An 18,569-nucleotide genomic window follows, 5' to 3' on the forward strand; every position below is an offset into this window, starting at 1 on the left:
ACGGGTCGCCCGATGCCAGTCAGTGTCGAGGAGCCAGCAACCGCGTCGCCTCGCCCGCGATGGCCTCGGCGGTGATGCCGAAGTGCCGGTACAGGACATCGGCCGGTCCCGACGCGCCGAACCCCTTCATCCCCACGAAGCCGCCCCGCTCACCGATCCAGCGGTCCCAGCCGAAGCGGACCGCGGCCTCGCAGGCGACGCGGACGCCGCCGGGCGCACCGAGCACCGCGGCGCGGTAGTCGGGGCCCTGCGCCTCAAAGAGCTCCCAGCTCGGCATGGACACGACGGCGGTGGGCGTCCCGCCGGCCTGCAGCAGTTCGCGGGCGGCCAGGGCCAGCGCCACCTCCGAACCGGTGGCCAGCAGGGTCACCTGGCGCTCGCCCCCGGCGGCCTCCTGCAGGACGTAGGCGCCGCGGGCGCTGAGGTTGGCATCGGTGTGGAAGCGCCGCACGTGCGGCAGCGCCTGGCGGGCGAACACCAGGGTGGACGGCCCGTTGCGGTGCGCCAGCGCGATCTCCCAGCATTCGGCGGCTTCCACCGCGTCGGCGGGACGCAGCACCAGCATGCCGGGCATGGCGCGCAGCGACGCCAGAATCTCCACCGGCTGGTGCGTCGGCCCGTTCTTGCCGATGCCGATCGAATCGTGGCTGAAGACGAAGCGCACCGGCAGGCCCATCAGGGCCGCCATCCGCATGGCGGGGCGCTCGTAGTCGCTGAAGGCGAGGTAGGTCACGGCCAGCGGCACCACGCCGCCATGGGCGGCCATGCCGTTCGCCATCGCGCCCATGACGTGCTCGCGCACGCCACAGTGGATGTAGGCACCGGTGCGATCGGCCGCGGTGAAGGCCGCCAGGCGCCGCTTGTGGTTGGTGGGCGCCTCCAGGTCCGCGCAGCCGACCAGGCGCTCGGGCAGGACGTCCACCAGGGCATCGTTGATCTCGCCGGAGATGAAGATGCCGCTGGCGAGCGGCTCGCGCACTGGCGCATCGCGCTTGTACCGGGCAAGCACGTCGCGCCAGCCATCCGGCAGGCCGCCGGAGACCAGGCGGTCGAATTCCGCGCGCCGCTCCACCGGCAGCGCGTCGACGCGCTGCCGCCACGCCGCGCGCTCGCCGCGGTGCCGCGCGCCGGCCTCGCGCCAGGCGGCCAGCACCGGTGCGGGGACCTCGAACGGCGCATGGGGCCAGTCGAGAAGGTCGCGCGCGGCCTGGGCGTCCTCGGGGAACAGCCGGCCGCTGTGGCCGCCGCGCTGGCCTTGCAGCCGGGCGATGCCGCGCGCGATCACGGTCCGGCACGCCAGCAGCGAGGGCCGCGCGTCGGCCTTGGCCTGGGCGATCGCTTCCGACACCGCCTCGATGTCGTGCCCGTCGACCTCCACCACGTGCCAACCCGCCACCCGGCAGCGCTGCGCCACGTCCTCGCTGATCGACAGCTCGGTGCTGCCGTCGTCGGTGATCCGGTTGTCGTCCCAGAGCAGGACCAGCTTGCCCAGGCGCAGGTGGCCGGCCAGCGAGATCATCTCCTGCCCGACGCCTTCCTGCAGGCAGCCGTCGCCGACGAAGGCATAGGTGTGGTGGTTGCAGACCGCGTCGCCGTAGCGCGCGTTGAGCCAGGCCTCCGCCACCGCCATGCCCATTGCGTTGGCGATGCCCTGCCCCAGCGGGCCGGTGGTCACCTCGATCCCGGATGCGACGTCGCGCTCGGGGTGGCCTTCGCAGCGCGAGCCGAAGTCGCGGAAGCTGCTGACCTGCTCGATGCCCATGCGCTCGACGCCGGTCAGGTGCAGCAGCGCGTAGAGCAGCATGGAGCCGTGGCCGTTCGACAGGACGACGCGGTCGCGGTCGGGCCAGGCCGGGTCGCCGGCGTCGAACCTCAGGTGCCGCGTGTAGAGCGCCGTGGCGATGTCCGCCATGCCGAGCGGCACGCCCTGGTGGCCCTCGCCCGCCCGCGTGATGGCGTCGATGGCCAGGAAGCGGATCGCGTCGGCCAGCGCGTTGTCGGATGCCCTCGCCATGGTCAACCGAGCCAGCCCTTGATGCGCGCGCCGAGCGCCTCGCGGCTGATGCCGTAGCGGTCGTGCAGCGTCGGCAGCGCGCCGGCGTCGAGGAACGCATCGGGCAGGCCGGCCAGCTGGAAGCCGGCCGGCTGCACCCGATGGCGCAGCAGCGTGGCGGCGACCGCCTCGCCGAGCCCGCCCACCACCGAATGGTTCTCGGCGACGACGACCAACCGGTGCTGGTAGCGCACCGCCTCGACGATCGCCGCCTCGTCCAGGGGCTTGATCGTCGGGCTGTGCAGCACGGCAACGCCGATGCGGTCCTTCGCCAGGTCCTGCGCGACCTCGAGCGCCCGCATCGTGAGGATGCCGCTCGAGATGACCAGCACGTCGGCGCCCTCGCACAGCATCTTGGCCTTGCCCAGCTCGAACCGGTAGCCCGGCACCTCGTCGAGCACCAGCGGCACCTGGCCGCGCAGCAGCCGCATGTAGACCGGGCCCTTGCGTTCCGCGATCTGGGGCACGGCCTGCTCGATGTCGAGGGCGTCGCAGGGGTCGACGATGGTCAGGCCGGGGATTGCCCGCATCATCGCCAGGTCCTCGGTGGCCTGGTGGCTGGGCCCGTAGCCGGTGGTCAGGCCCGGCAGGGCACAGCAGATCTTGACGTTCAGGTTCTCCTCGGCGATCACCTGGTGGATGAAGTCGTAGGCGCGCCGGGTGCCGAAGACGGCGTAGGTGGTGGCGAACGGAACCAGTCCCTCCTTGGCCAGGCCGCCGGCGGCCCCCATCAGCAGCTGCTCGGCCATGCCCATCTGGAAGAAGCGCTCGGGATAGGCCTGCGCGAACAAGTGCAGGTCGGTGTACTTGGCCAGGTCCGCGCTGAGCCCGACGACCTCGGGCCGACTGGCGGCGTACTCGACCAGCGCCTTGCCAAAAGGCGCGGCCTTCACGCGCTGCCCCTCGGAGGCGATCGAGGCGATCATCGCCGAGGTGGTCAGCTTCGGCTTCTTGTCGGCGACGGCGCTCATGCGGGGGCTCCTTCGGGTTGCGTCCGGTCCAGCACCTGCAGCGCCTGCTGCCATTCGGGCGGATCGACGCGGATGAAATGGTTCTTCTCGCGCTGCTCGAGGAAGGGAACGCCCTTGCCCATCAGCGTGTCGAACAGGATCACGCGCGGCATCGGCTCCTCCAGCGCGCGCGCGGCGTTGAAGGAATCCAGCACCGCCGGCAGGTCGTTGCCGTCGACCCGCTGCACGTGCCAGCCGAAGGCGGCCCACTTTTCGGCCAGCGGCTCGAAGCCCAGCACCTTGCTCGAGGGGCCGTCGGCCTGCTGGTTGTTGATGTCGACCAGGCAGACCAGGTTGCCCAGGCCATGGTGCGCGGCGGCCATCGCCGCCTCCCAGGTGGAGCCCTCGTCGAGCTCGCCGTCGGACATCGAGTTGTAGACGAAGGCCGGGTTGCGCTTGTGCCGCAGGCCGAGCGCCATGCCAACCGCGATGACGAGCCCGTGGCCGAGCGATCCACCGGACATTTCCATGCCCGGCGTGTAGCTGGCCATGCCCGACATCGGCAGCCGGCTGTCGTCGCTGCCGTAGGTCTCCAGCTCGATCTCGGGAATGATGCCGGCCTCGATCAGCGCCGCGTAGTGCGCGATCGCGTAATGCCCGTGCGAGAGCAGGAAGCGGTCGCGCCCTTCCCAATGCGGGTCGTCGGGCTTGAGCTGGAGCGCATGGCCGTAGGCCACGGCCAGCACGTCGGCATAGCCGAGTGCCTGGCCCACGTAGCCCTGGCCCTGCACTTCGCCCATGCGCAAGGCAAGGCGGCGGATGCGCCAGGCGCAGGCAGCGAGTTGGTCGAGATCAGCAGGCATGGGGACTCCTTGCGGGTTGGAGGTCGGCGTCAGCGCAGCGTGAGCCACGGCAGGTAGGCGAAGCCCAGCAGCAACGCGATGGCGACGACGTAGAACGGGATCAGCTCCTTCACCACGTCGCCGATGCGCACCTTGGCGATCGAACTGGTGATGAACAGCGTGGTGCCGATCGGCGGGTGGTACAGGCCGATCGAGAGGTTGACGATCATCATGATGCCCAGCTGGATCGTGTCCATGCCGACGGCGGCCGCCAGCGGCACGAACATCGGCGTGAGCAGCAGCACGGCGGCCGGCAGGTCGATGAACATCGCGGTGGCCAGCATGATGAGGTTCATCGCAAGGATGATCAGCCAGGGCTGGCGCAGCGTCTCCTTGGCATAGAGCGTGAAGGCGGCGGGAAGCTGCTCGTATGTGACGATCCAGCCGACCACGCTGGACGCCATGATGATCAGCAGCACGACACCGGTCGAGATGCCGGCCTCGATCGCGGCGGCCCGCAGCTTGGCCAGCGTCAGGTCGTGGTAGACGACGGCCGAGACCACCATCGCGTACAGCGTGGACATCACGCTCACCTCGGTCGGGGTGGCGATGCCGAAGCGCAGGAACACGATGATCAGCACCGGCATCGCCAGCGCCGGGCCGGCCTGCAGGAACTGGCGGCCGAACTCGGTCCAGTTGAACGGCGTGGTGTCGCGCGGGAAGTTGCGCCGCCGGCCCTGCACGTAGCACACCGCCATGAAACCGGCGCACATCATCAGGCCCGGCAGGATGCCGGCGACGAAGAGCGCGCCGATGGAGGCGCCCGAGACCAGGGCGTAGACGATCATCGGGATCGACGGCGGGATCAGGATGTCGATCGTCGCCGCCGCGGCCAGCGCGCCGGCCGCGAACGGCGCCGGATAGCCCAGCTTCTTCAGCCAGGGGATCAGCATCGAGCCGATCGCCGAGGCGTCGGCCACCGCCGAGCCGGACACCCCGCCGAAGATCGTCGAGGACAGCACGCCGACCTGCGCCGGGCCGCCGTGCACGCGGCCGATCATCATCGACAGCAGGGACACGAGGCTCTGGCCGAGCCGGCCACTGACCATCAGCGCGCCGGTCATCATGAAGAACGGAATCGCGATCAGCGGAAAGCTCTGGGTCTGCGAGAGCATCTGCTCGACCGCCATGTGCACCGGCACGCGGTCGAGGATGAAGAGGCCCGCCACCGAGGCGAGCACCAGCGCGTGGGCGATCGGGATCGACGCCAGCGCCGCCAGGACGAACAGGCCGATGATGAGGGCGGTCATGGCATCAGGCTCCGTGCGCCATCGCCTCGGCCGCCTGCACAGTCTCGACGCGCTGGTCGTTCCACATCCGCGGCAGCCGGCACAGGGTCACGATGGCCAGCACCCCGAAGCCCAGCGCGAGGCAGCCGACGCTCACCGAACCGGGCACGTGCAGGATGGGCGTCTTCTCGTCGTGCGCGATCTGCGCCACGGGCACCGCCATCCAGGCCAGGGTGGCGTACATCGCGGTGACGATCAGCGAGCCCGCGGCCAGCACCCAGCGCCGCGAGGGGCCGAGCTTCTGGGTGAGCAGGACCACCGCGATGTGCGAGCCGTGCTGGGCCGCCAGCACGACCCCGGCCATGATCATCCAGGGAAACAGCAGCTCGGGCAGCTCCGACGCCCAGGCGATGCTGGTGCCGGCGGCATAGCGCAGGCCGACGTTGATCGAGAGGATCAGGAAGACCACCGACAGCGTGACGTAGAGCACGGCGCGGCAGCCCCATGCGATGGCCGCCTCGACGGCCTGGATCAGTGCGTTCATGGGTACCCCTTTCGAGGCCCGCCGCGTGGCGGGCCCGGTGGCGGGTTTCAGTTGGCGGAGGCCGCGCGGACGACGCGGTTGGCGAACTCGCCGATCGGCCCGGAGGTCCACTTGGCGTACACCGGCTTGGACGCCTGGACGAAGGCCTCGCGATCGACGGCGTCGATCTGGACGCCCTTGCCCTTGAGGTCGGCGGCCAGCTTGTCGTCCGCCTCCTTGTTCAGGCGGCGCTGCAGCTGCGTCGCCTCGGCCGCGGCCTCGTTGACGATCTTGCGGTCCGCTTCCGGGAGCCGGTCCCAGGTCCGCTTGCTCATCAGGAACGGCGTGGACTCGTACTTGTGGCCGGTCAGCGAGACGTACTTCTGCACCTCGTAGAGCTTGGCCGAGGCGATGTTGGTCAGCGGGTTCTCCTGGCCGTCCACCACGCCCTGCTGCAGGGCGACGTAGAGCTCGGAGAACTTGATCTGCTGCGCATCGGCGCCCATGGACTTCATGATGTCGATCGTCACCTCGTCGGGCGGCGTGCGCATCTTCAGGCCCTTGAGGTCTGCCGGCGCCTTGATCGCGCGCTTGCTGTTGGACATCTGGCGGATGCCGTTGTCCCACAGGCCGAGCAGCACCATCCCCTTGGCCGCGGTCTTGTCGGCCAGTTCCTTGCCGATCGGGCCGTCCATCAGTTGCCAGGCCTTCTGCACGTCGCTGAAGAGGAAGGGAAGACCGAGCGAGGCGAACTCCGGCACCACGGTCGACACCGCGCCCTGGCTGTTGGCCGACATGTCCAGCGTGCCCGAGCGCAGCGCCGTGACCATCGCGGCGTCGTCGCCGAGCTGCGCCGAATGCGCCACCTGGACCTCGATGCGGCCGTTGGTCTTGGCCTTGACGGTCTCGGCGAACTTGACCGCCGCGAGGTTGCGCGGGTTGTCCGGCGCCGCGCCGTGGCCGAGCGTGAGCTTCAGGGTCTGGGCCTGCGCGGCGATCGGCAGCAGCGTGATCGCCGCCAGCGCCAGCAGGGAACGGGTGAAGGTGTTGCGTTGCATGATGCCTTGTCTCCTGTGTGGTTCTCGTGCGGGCCGGTTCAGTGGATCAACATGCCGCCGTTGACGTCGAGCGTCACGCCGGTGAGGTACTTCGCCAGGTCGCTGGCGAGGAACACCACGCAGCCGGCGACGTCGTCCGGCTCGCCGATGCGGTTCAGCGGGATCTGATCCAGGATGCCCTGCATGCGGTCGTCCGGGATCAGGCCCTTGTTGATGTCGGTGGCGATCAGGCCCGGCGTCACGCAGTTGATGCGGATGCCGTCGATGCCGAACTCGCGCGCCATCGCGCGGGCCAGGCCGAGCACCCCGGCCTTGGCGGCCGAGTAGTGCGGGCCGCCCAGGATGCCGCCGCCGCGCTGCGCGCTGACCGAGGAGGTGCAGACGATCGCGCCCGCGTTCTGCTCGCGCATCGCCGGCACCACCGCCTGCGACATGTGCAGCGTGCCGCGCAGGCTGACGTCGAGCACGGCGTCGTAGTCGCCGTCGGTGATGTCCAGCGTCTTGCGCGGTTGCGTGATGCCTGCGTTGTTGAACAGGATGTCGATCCGTCCGAACGCGCGCAGCACCTCGGCGGCGGCGGCCTCGCAGGACGCCTTGTCGGTCACGTCCGCGACCACCCCGATGTGGCCCGCACCCAGCCGGGCCGCCGCGCCGGCGGGCTCGGCTCGTGCGAGGTCGAGGATGGCGATGCGCGCGCCCTGCGCGGCCATCATCCTCGCGGTGGCAAAGCCCAGTCCGTTCAATCCGGCGCCACCCGTGATCACGGCAACCTTGTCCTTCAGCAGCATGGGGTCCTTCTCCTTTGCAAACGTGCGCAAACCAAGATGGGCGGATGCTGCCGGCGGGCAGGGATGACGACAAGCGATGATTCTTCAGGTGAAAATGACAACCCGTCATCTGACGTCCGGGTTGACCCGATGAGCGCCCTTCCACCGCTGCCTGCCCTCCTCGCTTTCGAAGCCGTCGCACGCCGCCGCAGCTTCGGCCTCGCCGCTGCGGAGCTGCATCTGACGGCATCGGCCGTCAGCCACCAGATCGCCCGGCTCGAGGCCCAGATCGGCGTGCGCCTGTTCGACCGCAGTGCGCACGGCGTCCGGCTGAGCCCGGCCGGCGACCGCTACCTGGCCCGGATCGCAGGTGCGCTCGGCGCGATCTCCGCCGCCACCGAGGACCTGCGGCAGGGCGTGAGCAACAGCCTGTACGTGCACTCGAGTCCGAGCCTGGCCAGCCTGTGGCTGATGCCGCGCCTGAAAAGCTTTGCCGAGGCGACCCGGGACGTTTCGCTGAACCTGTCGGCCTCCCATGCGCACACCGACTTCGCGCTGGGACAGGTCGACCTGGACATCCGCTATGGCGTGCCGCAGTGGCCGGACCTCGTGGTCGAGCCCCTGTTCGAGGAAAGCATCGTGCCGCTCGCGAGTCCCGCCTTCATCCGCGAGCAACGGCTCAAGCGCGTCGACCAGCTCCTGGACGTGCCGCTGATCCAGAGCAACGTGAACGTCGTCCAGTGGTCCGACTGGCTTGCGAGGTATTCCGGCGCGCCGGCCCCGGACCGCTTCTCGCTACGCTTCGACCGCGCGCAGATGGCGCTGGAGGCCGCCGTGCAGGGGCTCGGCGTCGCCCTCGAAAGCGCGACCATGGCGGCCCGGCACATCGCGGAGGGCAAGCTGCGGCCCGTCATGGGGATGGACAAGGCCATCCGGGTGAAGGCGCATTTCGTCGTCTATCCGGCGCGCCACGCGCGCAAGCCGCCCGTGGAAGCGTTCCTGGCCTGGATCCATCGGGAGGCATCGAAGCCATAGCCCCGATGGCGGCCTGCCAGCGCCGAGGGGGAAGGCGTCGAGAGGACGCCTCACGCCAGCTGGCGCAGGGTCGCGTCGAGTCGCGTGCCGAGCCACGCCGGCGTCTCCAGCAGGGGATAGTGGCCCGCGTTCGGCACCTCCTCCACGGTCGCATCGGCATACCAGCGCAACCAGGTCCTCTCCATGGCGGCGCGGGTGAGCCCCGGATCGTGCTGCCCCACGAACAGCCGCACCGGACAGGCGCTGCCCGCGATCTCGGCCTCGAAGCCTTCGCGCGCCCACTCCAGCAGGTAGCGGCCGACGGCGACCTCGCTCGACTGCGCCCAGGACGTCTCGGCAACCCTGAGCGTCCAGCTCGGCGACAGCCGCTGGCCGGTGGAGGCGGCGACGATGCCCTGCCGGTGGGGGATGTTGTGCACGGCCGCCTCGAAACTGGCGAAGCGCTGGGCGTCCATGCGCGAACCGCAGGCGGGCACCGGCGCGATGCCCACCAGCGCCCGCACGCGTCGCCCCGCATCGGCCAGCACACGCTGCATGGCCATGGCGCCCATGGAGTGGCCCACCAGGGTGCAGTCGTCCCAGCCCAGTTCGTCCAGGACACGCTGCACGTCCTGCGCCACTTCGCGGAACGAGTAGCTGCCCTGCTCGCTGCGGCGCGTGCCGTAGCCCCGGATGTCCAGCAGGCAGGCCGACACCGCGTCCGCATCCATGGCCTGCAGCACCGGGCCCCAGTCCTGCGCGCTGCCCAGCCAGCCCGCGAGGAACAGGACGCGATGGCGCCCCTGGCCGAAGCGCAGGCAGGGGATCGCTTGACTGGCAGCCCCTAGCATCGCGAGCGGAGGGCTAGGCAGGTCGGGCCTGGCATGGTGTCACTCGCCCTTCATGCCGGTCTCGCGGATCAGCTTTTCGTAGTGGGTGAATTCGCGCGCCAGCGTCTGGCGAAAGCGCGTCGCGTTCTCGTAGGACGGGGTGAGGCCGTTTGCCGCCAGCCTGCCCTGCACGTCGGGATCGGCCATGACGGCGGCCAGTTCGCGGTCCAGGCGCTGGACCACGGCGTCCGGGGTCTTGGCCGGCACCATGACGCCCTGCCAGGCCGTCAGTTCGAAACCGGGCAGGGTCTCGGACACCGTCGGCAGGTCGGGGAACTGGGGGTCGCCCCGCTTGGCGTTGGTGGTGGCCAGGGCCCGCACCCGCCCCGAGGTCACGTGCGGCTTGGCCGAACTCACCAGGTCGAACAGCAGGCTGATCTGGCCGCCGGCCAGGTCGGTGAGCGCCGGGGCATTGCCCTTGTACGGCACCACCGTGATGTCGACCTTGCCGCGGATCCTGAGCAGCTCGCACCCCAGGCCGGGGGTGGCGCCCGGAGACCCGCAGGTCACGTGGCCAGGCCGCTCGGCCGCCAGCTTCAGCACCTCGGCAAGGCTGCGCGGCGCGAAGTCCTTGCCGGCCAGCAACACGAAGCTGACCTCGGTCAGCTTGGACACGGCGCGCAACTCCGTGCGCGGGTCGAAGCGCAGCTTGTACAGGTACGGGTTCTGCACGACGGTCGGGAGCGCGAAGAACAGCGTGTAGCCGTCGGCTGGCGCATGGATGACTCCCTCCATCGCGATGTTCGTGGCGGCACCCGGGCGGTTGTCGACCACGACGGGCTGGCCGAGGCGCCCTCCCAGTTTCTCCGCGACGATGCGTGCCGTCGTATCCGCCCCTGCCCCGGCCGGATAGGGCACGACCAGCTTGATGGGCCGCTCAGGCCAGTCCTGCGCCGCGTGGGCCGACAGCGCCGCCAGCGGCCCCAGAAGCGCCGCTAGCACCAGCGTGCATGCGGTGCGGACGGTCTGCAGATTCCTCATGGTGTCTCCTTCGTGTATCCGGTTCAGGCAGGCTCAAGCCCGCAGGAGCCAGCGGCCCCGTTCGTCGCGTTCCAGCCTGCCCTCGCTATCCTGGGACTCGAGCCAGCGAACGAGTTCGCGGCCGTCGCGGCTGCCGGTCGCGCGCATCAGCTCGGCAAAGGTCTTCGGTCCTGCAGCCAACGCGGCGTCGGGGCTGCGCACCGCGGCGTCGGCCGTGGCCTGCTGCGGCGGCGTGGGGACCAGGTATTCCATGCTGCGCTGCTCGCCCGGCGCCAGCAGCGGCAGCGTGAGGTCGAAGCCCAGCTTGCCACCGGTGCGCGCCCCCTGCAGCGACGGGTCCAGCGGCATCGCCCGCATCCCGTCCATCACCACGAGGTCGCGTCCGGCCTGGAAGCGTGTCGCCAGCGCCCACTCCATCTGGGTGTCCGAGAAGATGTCGATGTCCGGGTCGACCACGAACACGTGCTTGATGTTGGCCTGGCACGAGAAGGCGGCGGCGATCGCGTTGCGTGCCTCGCCGGGCACGCGCTGCTGCATCGCCACGCGCAGGTTGAACATGCCGCCGGTGGCGGCGCTGGCGTAGACCCCTTTCACTTCGCGCACCGCCTGCTGGATCGCCTGCCAGGCGGTCACCTCGGTGCGCAGGGCGCACAGCTGCGCGGTGTCGGTGCGGTCCATCTGCGGGCCGCTGATGGTGAGCGTCTGGAACAGCGGATCGCGCCGGTGCGTGATCGCCGTCAGGTGGAACACGGGATTGCGCTTGACCCCGCCGTAGTAGCCCAGGAACTCGCCGTACGGCCCCTCCGGCTCCACGTGGCCCCGCTCGTCCAGGTAGCCTTCGAGCACGTATTCGGCATCGGCCGGCACCAGCAGGTCATTGGTGATGCACTTCACCAGGCCCAGGGGAGCGCCGCGCAGCGACGCCAGCAGCTCCATCTCGTCGACCGGCATGCGCATGGTCGCGGCGACATAGTCGATCGGGTTGGCGCCGACCACGAAGGCAACCGGCATCGGCTGCTTGCGCGCGACGTGCCCCAGGTACAGGGCGCGCATGTCGGACGGCGCCACCAGATCCACGCCGGCCTTGCGGCGGCCGCGCAGCATCAGGCGGCGCACGCCGATGTTGGTCCAGCCATTGGCCGGGTCGCGCGAGAAGTCGATCGCGCCGATGTAGGGCGCGCCGTCCAGCTCGTGCTGCAGGTGCACCGGCAGCTGCGTCAGGTCGGCTGCGCTCCCGTCCAGCACGACCTGCTGCACCGGCGCCTCGTCCCGCTGCACCGTGACGATGGGCTGCGGCCGGCGCAGGCGACGCAGCACCTCCGGGACGAGCTCGTCCGGCGTGGTGCCGAAGGCCCGCGCCACGCGCTCGCGGCTGCCCATCACGTTGCCCACCAGCGGCGGGCCGTCGCCGCCCGGCTGCGGGAAGTACTGGGCTGCGGCGGAGCCTTCCAGCGCGGCAGCGACGTCGCTGAGCGCCGTCGCGCCCTGGTGCCGCAGCAGCTGCCCGGCATCCAGGCCGTCGAGGAAGCTGCGCAGTCGGAACTGTTCGAGGTTCGGGTTCATTCGGGTTCGATGCCTGCAAGTTTCACGAGCGTGCCCCAGCGCTCGGTATCGGTGGCGACGCGGCGGGCGAGCTCGGCCGGCGTCGAGGATTCGGGTTCGGCGCCGATGCTGCGCAGGGACTCGGCCAGCTGCGGGTCCTGCAGGGCGCGCTGCACCAGGGAGGCCATCTTCGCGTTGTGCTCCGGCGCGACGCCGGCGGGCTGGAAGACGGCGAACCAGGCCGTCAGGTCGTACTTGGGGACGCCCGATTCGGCCATGGTCGGCACCTGCGGCAGGGCCGCCATGCGGCGTTGGCCGGTGACGGCCAGTGCGCGCAGCTTGCCCGCGCGCACCAGCGGGATGGCCAGCGTCGCGTCCGCGAACACCAGCTGCAGGCGCCCGCCCATCAGGTCGGTCATGGCGGGCGGCACGCTCTTGTAGGGCACGGCGAGCAGGTCGGTGCCGGTCAGCGTCTTGAACATCGCGCCGGCGACGAGGCCGGTGGCGTTGCCGGTCCCGTAGGCCCAGCGGCCCGGCTCGCGCTGCGCGGCCGCCACCAGCTGCTGCACGGTCGTGACGTCGGTCTTCGGGTCGCAGACCAGGACGAAGCCGAGCGTGGCGACGCTGCTGACCGGCGTGAAGTCCTTCACCGGGTCGAACGGCAGCTTCTTGAACAGGTGGATGTTGGCCGCGTGCGTCGAATTGGGCGTGAACAACAGCGTGGAGGCGTCCCCCCGGGCGGCGGCGACGGCCTGCGCGCCGAGGTTGCCCAGGGCGCCGGCGCGGTTCTCCACCACGACCGGCTGGCCTGCCAGCACCTCGATGCGGCGCGCGAGCTGGCGGGCCGCGTTGTCGATGCCGCTGCCGGCGGCGTAGCCGACGAACATGCGCAGCGGCTTGTCGGGCCACGCGGCCGCAGCACCGGGCTGGGCGAAGCTCGCCGCCGGCAGCGCGGCAGCGGCTGCGAGGGTGAGCAGGTGGCGACGGCGCAGCGCCGTCGGATCGGAAGAGTGCATGGGAAGCTCCAGGGTTCGTCTAGTAGCGCGCCGACAGCGCCGTTGCGCACAGGTGGGCGGCGAAGGCGCTGGCTGCCTGTGGAGGCATGGCGGGCGCGTGGGCCAGGTACTGCTTGCAGGCGCGCAGGGCCACCGGCGAGCCGGCGGCCAGGGTCGCGATCAGCGCCTGCGCTTCCTGCTCCAGCTGCGCCGCCGGGGCCGTAAAGCTCAGCAGGCCGCCGGCCTGGGCTTCGCGGCCGGACCATTCGCGGCGGCTGAGCACCAGCCAGGCGAGCGACTTCAGGGGCACGCGGTCGCACAGCGCGGCCATCACCAGCGTGGGCGGGATGTCGCGCTCCATCTCGGGCACCTGGAAGCGGCTGTCCTCGGCCGCCAGCGTCAGGTCGCACACGGCGGCCAGGGCCGTGCCGACGCCGATGGCGCGTCCCTGCACGATGGCCAGGGTGGGCACGGGGACGGCCTTGATCGCGTCGTAGAGGTCCAGCGCCGGCTGCGCCACCAGCTGGCGCAGGCGCTCGGCGGACGGCGGCGGCGCGCCCTTGGCGGGCGTGGGCGAGACCCGGCCGGCGCAGAAATCGGCGCCGGCGCCGCGCAGCACGACGAGCCGGACCTGCGGGTCCAGGCCGGCCAGCGCCGCGACGATCGCCTCCCCCATCGCCGCGCTGACGAGGTTGCCGTTGTCCGGCGTGTCGAGGGTGATGTGCAGCACGTGGTCGTCGCGGCGCACGCGCACCCCGTCCTGGCTGCGGCCGTCGTTGTCATGCATGGCGAAGCTCCTGCGATGTCTGGATCAGTTCCCACAGCGCGAGCGCGGTGGCGGGCATGGGGAGTTCTTCCTGGGTGTGCGCCGACAGCGCGTCCGCCAGGGCGTTGAAGGTGGCGGCGGTGGCCGGCGTGATGCCCGACTCGCCGCCGCCCTTGACGCCCAGCGGGTTGCCCAGCGTGGGGTCGTTGGCGAGCTCGATGGTCAGCGGCGGCAGCAGGCCGGCGCGCGGCAGGCGATAGTCCATGAAGGAGCCGGCCAGCACCTGGCCCTTGCCGTCGATGGCGTAGTGCTCGCCCAGCGCCTGGCCCAGGCCCTGCGCGAGGCCGCCGTGGATCTGTCCCTCCAGGATCAGCGGGTTGATGGCCCGGCCGACGTCGTCGACCGCGGCGTAGCGCAGCAGCGCAACGTCGCCGGTGTCGGGATCGACTTCCAGCTCGCACACCGCCGCTCCCGTGGGGTAGGCCGGCATGCGGCCGAAGAACTCTGCCTCGACCGCCAGCCGCTTGCAGGCAGGGTCGTCCGGCAGGCCGTGCTGCGCCACGTGCCGGGCCAGGTCGGCCCAGGTCAGCACGCGGTCGGCCCACCACCTGCGCTTGAGCACGAAGCCATCGGCATGCCGCTGCAGGCGTTCCGGTTCCACCTTCGCGACGTCGGCCGCCACCAGGCGCGCCCGCTCCAGCAGCTGCGCCGAGCCCTGCACGAGCAAGGTGCCGGCCAGCCGCATCGAGCGGTCGGAATGGGTGCCGCCACCGGCCTTGACGATCTCGGTGTCGCCGGTGCGCAGGCGCATCCGCTCGGGCGGCAGGCCCAGGTGCTCGGCCAGCACCTGCAGGAAGCTGGTCTCGTGGCCCTGGCCGGTGGACTGGGTGCCGGACACGATGTCCAGCTGCCCGTCGGGCCGCATCTCCAGCTCGATGCGCTCGCGCGGGGCGCCGACCGGCGATTCGATGTAGTTGGCCAGTCCGATGCCGCGCAGCTTGCCGCGCGCGGCCGAGGCGGCACGCCGCTGCGCGAAACCGGCCCAGTCGGCCAGCTGCAGCACCCGGTCCATGTTGGCCTGGAAGTCGCCCGCGTCGTACGGCAGGCCCATCGGGCTGAGGCGGGGCAGCGTGTGGCGCGGGATGAGGTTGCGCCGGCGGATCTCGACGCGGTCGATGCCGAGCTCGCGCGCCGCGACGTCGAGCGCCCGCTCGATCGCATGCATGGCCTCGGGGCGGCCCGCGCCCCGGTAGGGCCCGGTCGGCACGGTGTTGCTCATGGCCGCCGAGATCTTCAGCGCCACCGCCGGCACGTCGTAGACACTGGTCGTGACGCGGGAGGAGTTGGACATCGGCACGTAGGACACGGCATGCGCCCCGACGTTGCCGACCAGGTGGTTGTCCAGCGCGCGGATGCGCCCGTCGGCGTCGAACGCGACCGCCGCCCGGATCAGCAGGTCGCGACCCTGGTAGTCGCTCACGAAGGCCTCGCTGCGATCGCTGGTCCACTTGACCGGCCGCCCCACGCGGCGGGCGCCCCAGAGCACGGCGACCGGTTCCATGTTGAGCGAGTAGCGCGGACCGAAGCCGCCACCGACGTCCGGGGAGACCACCCGCAGGCGCTCCGGCGCCACGCCGAGGGCGTCGGCCAGTGCCATGTGCTGCCGGTTCACGCCCTGGCTGCCGGCGATCAGCAGCCAGCGGTCCTGCGCCGCGTCGTAGTGGCCCAGGGCCGAGCGCGGCTCCATCTGGCAGTTGACGATCCGGCTGTTGCGGAACTCGCGCCGCACCACGCAGGCGGCGCCCGCGAAGGCGGCATCCACCGCCGCGCGGTCGCCCAGCTCCGTCTCGAAGCAGAGGTTGCGCGGCAGGTCGTCATAGAGCTGCGGCGCGCCCTCGGCCAGCGCGTCGTCCGCGCGCACCACGGCCGGCAGGACCTCGTACTCGATGGCGACGGCTTCCGCCGCATCGCGCGCCTGGTGGACGGTTTGCGCCACCACCATCACGACCGCTTCGCCGACGTGGCGGACCCTGTCGATGGCAAGGGGCCACTGGCGGCGCTCGTAGATGCGGCCGGTGGTGGAGCGCGTGAAGGCCTTGGCACGGGCGTCCACCGCGTCCACGGGATTGGGGATGTGGTCGACGCCGCGGTGGCCGTCGTCCGCGTAGTCCTGGCCGGTGAGCACCGCGAGGACGCCCGGCATGGCGCGCGCCGCCGCGGTGTCGATGGCGACGATCCGGGCGTGGGCGTGCGGCGAGCGCACGAACGCGGCCCAGGCCTGGCCGGGCAGATCCATGTCGTCGGTGTACTGGCCGCGGCCGGTGATCAGGCGCTGGTCCTCGCGCCGGGGCAGGGGTTGGCCGATCATGCCGCCGCCTCCGTCGGCACGCCGAGCGCGTGGGCGGCCTGCTTCACCGCCTCCACGATGTGGACGTAACCGGTGCAGCGGCACAGGTTGCCTTCGAGCGCGCGCTCGATGCTGGCGTCGGTCACGGCGCAGCCGCTGCGCAGCAGGCCGTCGGCCGCCATGATCATGCCGGGCGTGCAGAAGCCGCACTGCAGGGCATGGCAGCGGTTGAACGACTGCTGCAGCGGATGCAGGCCGTCGTCGGAGGCCAGGCCTTCGATGGTCGTGACCGCGCCGCCGCTGGCCTGCGCCGCCAGCACGGTGCAGGACTTCACGGCCACGCCGTCCAGGTTGACGGTGCAGGCGCCGCACTGCGTGGTGTCGCAGCCGACGTGGGTGCCCGTGAGTCCCAGGTCCTTGCGCAGGAAGTCCACCAGCAGCGTGCGGCCCTCGACCTGCCGCTCCACCGCGCGGCCGTTGACCGTCAGCTGCACGCGGGCGAGTGCGCCTGCGGCCGCCGCATCGCCGCTATCCCGCGCCGCCGGCGCGAAGGCTGCGGCCCCGCCACTGAGCAACGCCGTGAAGGCGGAGAAGAACTGGTCGACCATCTTCTGCGCCACGCCGGCGACCAGCCGCGAGCCGATCTGCGCCAGCTTGCCGCCGACCTGGGCCTGGGCGGTGTAGTCCAGCCGCGTGTCGCCCGCTTCATCGCGCAACCGCACGCGTGCCTCCAGCTTGCCGAAGCCGGCGACGCCGCCCTGCCCCTGCCCTTGCAGCCGGTAGCCCGCGAGCGGCTCGATGTCGTGCAGCTGCACGCTGCCGGTGAAGCGTGCCTTCACCGGGCCGATGGCGGCCAGCACCACGGCCCGCCACTCCGCGGGGCCCGTGGCTTCGAACTGCTCACAGCCCTGGATGCATTGCTGCAGCATCGCCGGGTCGTTGAGCGCGGCCCAGACGGCGGCGCGCCGGGCGGGGATGAGTTGGGTTCCGGTGAATTCCATGCGGGTCTCAGGCCTGGGCGGGCGCGGGAGAGTCGGACAGCGCCCGACGCAGCAGGACGCCGGCGAGGTGCGCGCGGTAGGCCGGGGTGGCGGCCAGGTCGTCGTTCAGCCCTTGTGGGGCCAGCTTCAGGTCGCGAACGGCAGCCAGCGGGTCCTCGGCACCGGCGGACAGGCGCGCCTCGGCTTCGGTCCAGCGCCGCACGCAGGGCGCCGCGCCGGTCAGGGCGACGCGCACGCCGCCCTGCGTGTGCGCCAGGAACAGCCCGACCAGCGCGTAGCCGGAAGCGGGATGGCGGTGCTTGCAATAGACGGCGCGCAGCGGCAACGGGAACTCGATGGCCGTGACGATCTCGGCTGCGTCCAGCGCGGTGCTGAACATGCCGGTGAAGAACTCGTCCGCGGCGATGCGGCGGCGATCGGTGACCACGGTGGCGCCCAGCCCGAGCACGGCGGCGGGATAGTCGGCGGCCGGGTCGTTGTTGGCGATGGAGCCGCCGATCGTGCCGCGCTGGCGCACCTGGGCGTCGCCGATCAGGCCGGCCAGGTCGGCCAGCGCCGGGATCGCCTGCCGCACCACCGGGGAGGCGGCGACCTGCGCATGGGGCGTGGCGGCGCCGATGGCCAGCACGCCACCCTGGCAGGCGATGCCACGCAGTGCATCCAGCCGGGCGACGTCCACCAGGTGGGACGGACGCGCAAGCCGGTGCTTGAGCGTGGGCAGCAGGGTCATGCCCCCGGACAGCGGACGTGCCTGCGCATGCGCCTGCAGCAGGCGCACGGCCTCGGCGAGATCGTTGGGGCGTTCGTAGCGGAAGGGGTACATGGGGCCTGGGGAAGCGTCAGGGCCGGAGGGACTCGTCGGCGGCACGGGCTGCGCGCATGCCGGCCCAGCGGCGCACCAGCTGCGTGTCGATGTCGAACAGGTCGAGGCAGCGGCCGACGGTGTGGTCGACCATCTCGTCCACGCTCTGCGGGCGGGCGTAGAGCGCCGGCACCGGCGGCATGATCACCGCGCCGTTTTCGCCGGCCTGCAGCATCGCCTTGAGGTGGCCGTTGTGCAGCGGCGTTTCGCGCACCATCAGCACCAGGCGGCGGCGCTCCTTCAGCACCACGTCGGCCGCGCGCGTGAGCAGCCCGGACGTGTTGCCGTACGCGATCTCCGACAGCGAGCGGATGGAACAGGGCGCGACCACCATGCCCATGGTCCTGAACGATCCGGAGGAGATGGTGGCGGCGATGTTGCGCTGGTGGTGGACCTCGGTGGCCAGCGCCTCGATCTCCTTGATGCCCAGGTCGCACTCGGTGGCCACCGTCATGCGAGCCGATTCGCTCATGACCAGGTGGGTCTCGATCCCCGAACCCTGCAGGACCTGCAGGATGCGGATGCCGTAGGCCGCGCCGGACGCGCCGCTGATGCCCACGATGAGGCGGCGGGGGGACACTGGCACATCCGGTGCGAGGCGGGTCATCGGGGTCTCTCGGGAAGCGGGCGGAACGCAGGAATGATGTGGGAAGCGGGCCCGGAAAGCGAGGCGCCCCTGTGAGCAGAGC

The 18,569-nt window shown here is 71.3% G+C and carries 17 protein-coding genes and 1 pseudogene; 1 reads left to right on the forward strand and 17 read right to left on the reverse strand.

The window, feature by feature from the left end; genetic code table 11:
* Positions 1-19: 19 nt before the first annotated feature.
* The 7 genes from GON04_RS22625 to GON04_RS22655 are packed head-to-tail and all read right to left on the reverse strand — an operon-like array spanning position 20 to position 7,503.
* Positions 20-2,014 carry a transketolase family protein gene (locus GON04_RS22625; protein ID WP_157400232.1) on the reverse strand — a complete coding sequence of 665 codons (1,995 nt, stop codon included), beginning with the start codon at positions 2,012-2,014 and terminating at the stop codon, positions 20-22.
* A 2-nt stretch (positions 2,015-2,016) separates the two neighbouring features.
* Entirely contained in the window at positions 2,017-3,024 is a 1,008-nt protein-coding gene (locus GON04_RS22630) for a transketolase family protein (protein WP_157400233.1), read from the reverse strand.
* Entirely contained in the window at positions 3,021-3,866 is an 846-nt protein-coding gene (locus GON04_RS22635; RefSeq protein WP_157400234.1) for a transketolase, read from the reverse strand. Before GON04_RS22635 ends, GON04_RS22630 begins: the two co-directional genes overlap by 4 nt.
* Positions 3,867-3,895: 29 nt before the next feature.
* The gene (locus tag GON04_RS22640) at positions 3,896-5,155 is read right to left on the reverse strand and encodes a TRAP transporter large permease (RefSeq protein WP_157400235.1); all 1,260 of its coding nucleotides are present in this window, start codon (positions 5,153-5,155) and stop codon (positions 3,896-3,898) included.
* Positions 5,156-5,159: 4 nt separating this feature from the next.
* A complete protein-coding gene (locus GON04_RS22645; RefSeq protein ID WP_157400236.1) occupies positions 5,160-5,678 on the reverse strand; it encodes a TRAP transporter small permease in 519 nt (172 codons plus the stop codon).
* Positions 5,679-5,725: 47 nt separating this feature from the next.
* A complete protein-coding gene (locus GON04_RS22650; protein ID WP_157400237.1) occupies positions 5,726-6,715 on the reverse strand; it encodes a TRAP transporter substrate-binding protein in 990 nt (329 codons plus the stop codon).
* Between the two features lie 38 nt (positions 6,716-6,753).
* Positions 6,754-7,503 (reverse strand): SDR family NAD(P)-dependent oxidoreductase, encoded by a 750-nt coding sequence (locus GON04_RS22655; RefSeq protein ID WP_157400238.1) that lies wholly within the window; start codon positions 7,501-7,503, stop codon positions 6,754-6,756.
* 129 nt (positions 7,504-7,632) lie between these two features.
* Here GON04_RS22655 and GON04_RS22660 point away from each other — a divergent pair, with 129 nt between their 5' ends.
* Positions 7,633-8,517: a LysR substrate-binding domain-containing protein gene (locus GON04_RS22660; protein ID WP_157400836.1), complete on the forward strand. Its 885-nt coding sequence runs from the start codon at positions 7,633-7,635 to the stop codon at positions 8,515-8,517.
* Between the two features lie 50 nt (positions 8,518-8,567).
* On the opposite strand, the gene GON04_RS22665 is transcribed toward GON04_RS22660, so the two are convergent.
* From GON04_RS22665 to GON04_RS22705, 10 genes and pseudogenes are all read right to left on the reverse strand, one after another.
* The gene (locus GON04_RS22665) at positions 8,568-9,347 is read right to left on the reverse strand and encodes an alpha/beta fold hydrolase (protein WP_157400239.1); all 780 of its coding nucleotides are present in this window, start codon (positions 9,345-9,347) and stop codon (positions 8,568-8,570) included.
* 39 nt (positions 9,348-9,386) lie between these two features.
* The gene (locus tag GON04_RS22670) at positions 9,387-10,367 is read right to left on the reverse strand and encodes a Bug family tripartite tricarboxylate transporter substrate binding protein (RefSeq protein ID WP_157400240.1); all 981 of its coding nucleotides are present in this window, start codon (positions 10,365-10,367) and stop codon (positions 9,387-9,389) included.
* A gap of 33 nt (positions 10,368-10,400) precedes the next feature.
* Positions 10,401-11,930: a UbiD family decarboxylase gene (locus GON04_RS22675; RefSeq protein WP_157400241.1), complete on the reverse strand. Its 1,530-nt coding sequence runs from the start codon at positions 11,928-11,930 to the stop codon at positions 10,401-10,403.
* Positions 11,927-12,925 (reverse strand): Bug family tripartite tricarboxylate transporter substrate binding protein, encoded by a 999-nt coding sequence (locus tag GON04_RS22680; protein WP_157400242.1) that lies wholly within the window; start codon positions 12,923-12,925, stop codon positions 11,927-11,929. The genes GON04_RS22675 and GON04_RS22680 overlap by 4 nt, the downstream gene beginning before the upstream one ends.
* A gap of 19 nt (positions 12,926-12,944) precedes the next feature.
* Positions 12,945-13,691 (reverse strand): enoyl-CoA hydratase/isomerase family protein, encoded by a 747-nt coding sequence (locus tag GON04_RS22685; RefSeq protein WP_157400243.1) that lies wholly within the window; start codon positions 13,689-13,691, stop codon positions 12,945-12,947.
* Entirely contained in the window at positions 13,684-16,038 is a 2,355-nt protein-coding gene (locus tag GON04_RS22690; RefSeq protein WP_157400244.1) for a xanthine dehydrogenase family protein molybdopterin-binding subunit, read from the reverse strand. Before GON04_RS22690 ends, GON04_RS22685 begins: the two co-directional genes overlap by 8 nt.
* A complete protein-coding gene (locus GON04_RS26925; RefSeq protein ID WP_338051055.1) occupies positions 16,035-16,511 on the reverse strand; it encodes a (2Fe-2S)-binding protein in 477 nt (158 codons plus the stop codon). The genes GON04_RS22690 and GON04_RS26925 overlap by 4 nt, the downstream gene beginning before the upstream one ends.
* A gap of 93 nt (positions 16,512-16,604) precedes the next feature.
* Positions 16,605-17,018, reverse strand: a pseudogene (locus GON04_RS26930) (SRPBCC family protein); the annotation flags it as partial.
* A 7-nt stretch (positions 17,019-17,025) separates the two neighbouring features.
* Positions 17,026-17,841 carry an FAD binding domain-containing protein gene (locus GON04_RS22700; RefSeq protein ID WP_157400245.1) on the reverse strand — a complete coding sequence of 272 codons (816 nt, stop codon included), beginning with the start codon at positions 17,839-17,841 and terminating at the stop codon, positions 17,026-17,028.
* A 16-nt stretch (positions 17,842-17,857) separates the two neighbouring features.
* Complete coding sequence (locus tag GON04_RS22705; RefSeq protein WP_157400246.1) at positions 17,858-18,487, reverse strand: UbiX family flavin prenyltransferase; 630 nt, start codon at positions 18,485-18,487, stop codon at positions 17,858-17,860.
* Positions 18,488-18,569: the final 82 nt, after the last annotated feature.

Source organism: Ramlibacter pinisoli, assembly GCF_009758015.1.
Taxonomy (GTDB): Bacteria; Pseudomonadota; Gammaproteobacteria; order Burkholderiales; family Burkholderiaceae_C; genus Ramlibacter; species Ramlibacter pinisoli.

Coding starts and splice junctions, on each gene's coding strand:
- GON04_RS22665 (WP_157400239.1), bottom strand. CDS start 9,347: ATGCTAGGGGCTGCCAGTCAAGCGATCCCCTGCCTGCGCTTCGGCCAG.
- GON04_RS22625 (WP_157400232.1), bottom strand. CDS start 2,014: ATGGCGAGGGCATCCGACAACGCGCTGGCCGACGCGATCCGCTTCCTG.
- GON04_RS22635 (WP_157400234.1), bottom strand. CDS start 3,866: ATGCCTGCTGATCTCGACCAACTCGCTGCCTGCGCCTGGCGCATCCGC.
- GON04_RS22640 (WP_157400235.1), bottom strand. CDS start 5,155: ATGACCGCCCTCATCATCGGCCTGTTCGTCCTGGCGGCGCTGGCGTCG.
- GON04_RS22675 (WP_157400241.1), bottom strand. CDS start 11,930: ATGAACCCGAACCTCGAACAGTTCCGACTGCGCAGCTTCCTCGACGGC.
- GON04_RS22645 (WP_157400236.1), bottom strand. CDS start 5,678: ATGAACGCACTGATCCAGGCCGTCGAGGCGGCCATCGCATGGGGCTGC.
- GON04_RS22690 (WP_157400244.1), bottom strand. CDS start 16,038: ATGATCGGCCAACCCCTGCCCCGGCGCGAGGACCAGCGCCTGATCACC.
- GON04_RS22655 (WP_157400238.1), bottom strand. CDS start 7,503: ATGCTGCTGAAGGACAAGGTTGCCGTGATCACGGGTGGCGCCGGATTG.
- GON04_RS22680 (WP_157400242.1), bottom strand. CDS start 12,925: ATGCACTCTTCCGATCCGACGGCGCTGCGCCGTCGCCACCTGCTCACC.
- GON04_RS22660 (WP_157400836.1), top strand. CDS start 7,633: ATGAGCGCCCTTCCACCGCTGCCTGCCCTCCTCGCTTTCGAAGCCGTC.
- GON04_RS22650 (WP_157400237.1), bottom strand. CDS start 6,715: ATGCAACGCAACACCTTCACCCGTTCCCTGCTGGCGCTGGCGGCGATC.
- GON04_RS22705 (WP_157400246.1), bottom strand. CDS start 18,487: ATGACCCGCCTCGCACCGGATGTGCCAGTGTCCCCCCGCCGCCTCATC.
- GON04_RS22685 (WP_157400243.1), bottom strand. CDS start 13,691: ATGCATGACAACGACGGCCGCAGCCAGGACGGGGTGCGCGTGCGCCGC.
- GON04_RS22670 (WP_157400240.1), bottom strand. CDS start 10,367: ATGAGGAATCTGCAGACCGTCCGCACCGCATGCACGCTGGTGCTAGCG.
- GON04_RS22630 (WP_157400233.1), bottom strand. CDS start 3,024: ATGAGCGCCGTCGCCGACAAGAAGCCGAAGCTGACCACCTCGGCGATG.
- GON04_RS22700 (WP_157400245.1), bottom strand. CDS start 17,841: ATGTACCCCTTCCGCTACGAACGCCCCAACGATCTCGCCGAGGCCGTG.